The following is a 3,082-nucleotide window of genomic DNA, read 5'->3' on the forward strand; positions in this document are numbered from 1 at the left end:
TGGGAAGACCATTGTGTTATTGGATATTTACCGGAAATATAAATTCCATTAGGTTTTAGTAAATTGTAAGCTCGATCTATAGGTGCAATGCGCAGCAGTCGGGAACAGAAAGCAATCTCAAATCTTAGTTTTTCGTACCTCATGGGTAAGTCCTAATTATATTGAAAAATCTGATTGTGTCCATACCATCCAGAAGAGTACAATTAACATGAAGCTCATAAAACCAATCAGATGGTCGAATTCTTCGGCCACACGGGGAAATTTAATCGCCAACTTCTGAAAAATAAGTAAATATGCCACCCAACCAATAGCTATACTTATTAGTGGTTTGATGATATTACTTAGGGTGTAAGCTTCATAATAAAAAGCATTTGCTACAATCAATCCGCCTAGTAAGACCACTATTGCCCACCAAAAACCCAGTTTGACTTTGATTTTTTCCTTGTTTTTCTGATGGGGGAGAAAAATGAATTTAGCAAAAGAAATGGCTGTTCCTACTGCGGCAAAGTTCATACCCACAACCTGCCAGGGTAATAGATTTTTAGAAGTTAACACTTTTGCCCCAAAACCAGATAATAGTGGGAAACCAGAAATAGAAAAACTAGCAATAACTAAAGCTACCCAAATCTGATTATCAATGGGTGTATGATGTAATTCTTTAAAATTACGGCTTGGTAAAACCCCTGCAATTAAAAACAGGGCAGATTTAACTAAACCGTGGGTCAAAGCATAGAAACCAGCTACTACTGGCGCAGCAAGCACAAAGCCCAACTGAGAAATAGTATGAAATGCCAACATCCGTTTAGTATCTTTTTCAAATACAGCATAACCCACCCCTAGAAGTGCTGTACTAACACCAAAAAATCTCACGATCGGATCAATTTCCTCTAACAATAGGGCACAACGCACTAGAGGAAAAACTCCAGCTTTGACCACAACTCCTGACAACATTGCTGATACTGGACTTTGTGATTCGGAGTGGGTTAAAGGTAACCATAACCCTGAGACAAAGATACCTCCCTTGGCCAACAATCCTAAAAATATAAGGGCGATCGCTTCAGGAGGCGAACCACGCAAACCAGCAAAATAAAAGGAATTATTTGCCTTATATACGATTACTGCTCCCACCAGGTAAAACAGCATTGCCGTATTACTGACAAACAGATAGCGCAATCCTACCCAAATAGATCTATCTGTACGCGGATAGGCAATGAGAAGAAAGGCAGCAATCCCGATCACCTCTAGGGCTACATATACGCTCATAAAATCTGCACAGATAAAAGTAGCATTAACGCTACCATGCAGAATCACTATTTGCATATAGAAAAAAGCAGTTTTTTCGCTACTCCAACAGTAAAAAATAACTGCGAGTGTTACTAGAGCATTAGTGATGATAAAAAAGCCACTCAGTTGGTCAATGATTAAAGTTACACCGAAACTATCTAGTAACTGTATGTTTAAAGGAGATGAATTTACAAATATCGTCAAGGCATAGTTAGTCGAAATCAATGCTATCCCTAGGGCGAGAAAGCGGTCTAGTTTGGGTAAGAGATAGATAACGAAACCAGTAAAAAAGGGTAATGCCATCCAGAGGATAGTAATATTGGTCATATCTGCACCATCCAGAAAACTATAATCAACATTAGACTCATCACCCCAATTAAATGATCGAATTTCTCGACCGCACGCGGGAATTTAAGAATTAATTTCCTAAAAATAAAAAGATATGCCAACCAACCAATACTAATAGTTACTAGAGGTTTCAGTATATTACTTAAGGTATAAGCTTGGTAATAAACAGCATTTGCTACAATCAATCCACCGAGTAAAATTACCATCGCCCACCAAAACCCAGATGTTGCTTTCCCTTTTTCTTCACTCTTTTTGTGGGGGAGAAAGATAAATTTGGCAAATATAATTGTTGTTCCTACTGTGGCAACATTCATTGCCACAACCTGCCAAGGTAATAAATTCTTGGAGGTCAATATCTTAGCCCCAAAACCAGATAATAGAGGAAAACCAGAAATTGAAAAACTAGCGATCGCTAAAGCTATCCAGATTGAGTTATTGAGTGGTTGGTCTCGCAACTCCTTAAAATTACGACTGGGCAAAATACCTGATATGAGAAAAAGTGCTGATTTCACCAATCCGTGAGTCAAGGCATAAAATCCTCCTACTTCTGGCGCGGCCATGATAAAACCTAATTGAGAAATGGTGCTAAATGCTAGGGTACGCTTGGTATCTTTTTCCACAATGGCATAACCTACTCCTAACAAAGCTGTAGCCACACCAAAAATTCTCACAATTGGATCTATCTCCTCTAATAGTAGAGCACAACGCACTAAGGGAAACACTCCAGATTTGACCACCACTCCTGACAACATTGCTGATACTTGACTTTGTGATTCAGAGTGGGTTAGAGGCAACCAAAATCCTGAGACAAATATACCCCCTTTAACTAATAATCCTAGAAATATCAGAGCGATCGCTTCGGGAGGCGAACCACTCAAACCCATAAAACTAAAAGAATTATTTGCCTTATATACCAGTACTGCTCCTACCAGATAAAACAGCATTGTCGTATTACTGACAAACAGATAGCGTAATCCTACCCAAATAGATCTATCTGTACGCGGATAGGTAATAAGAAGAAAGGCAGCAATACTGATTACCTCTAATGCTACATACAAACTAATAAAATCTGCACAGATAAAGGCAGAGTTGACGCTACCATGCAGAATCACTACTTGCATATAGAAAAAGGCAGTTTTTTCGCTACTCCAAGTGTAAATAATAACTGCGGTTGTAACTATAGCATTAGTGATGATAAAAAAGGCACTTAGTTGGTCGATGGTTAAAGTTACACCAAAATTATCTAGTAACTGTATATTTAACAGTGATTGGGTTGAAAATATCGCCAAGGCATAGTTAGCTGAAACTAATGCTACTCCCAGTGCGAGAAAGCGGTCTAGTTTGGGTAGCAAATAAATCACAAACCCAAGAAAAAATGGTAATGCCATCCAGGCGATCGTAATATTGGTCATTTCAGTTATCAGTTATCAGTTATCAGTTAGCCTCCTAT

General features: G+C 38.6%; 2 protein-coding genes. Both read right to left on the reverse strand.

Annotated elements, in window-relative coordinates:
- Positions 1–156 precede the first annotated feature (156 nt).
- Positions 157–1,611 (reverse strand): cation:proton antiporter, encoded by a 1,455-nt coding sequence (locus AC3DU7_RS21075; protein ID WP_488041261.1) that lies wholly within the window; start codon positions 1,609–1,611, stop codon positions 157–159.
- The gene (locus AC3DU7_RS21080) at positions 1,608–3,044 is read right to left on the reverse strand and encodes a cation:proton antiporter (RefSeq protein ID WP_488041262.1); all 1,437 of its coding nucleotides are present in this window, start codon (positions 3,042–3,044) and stop codon (positions 1,608–1,610) included. Before AC3DU7_RS21080 ends, AC3DU7_RS21075 begins: the two co-directional genes overlap by 4 nt.
- Positions 3,045–3,082: the final 38 nt, after the last annotated feature.

Source organism: Okeania sp. (genome assembly GCF_983059655.1).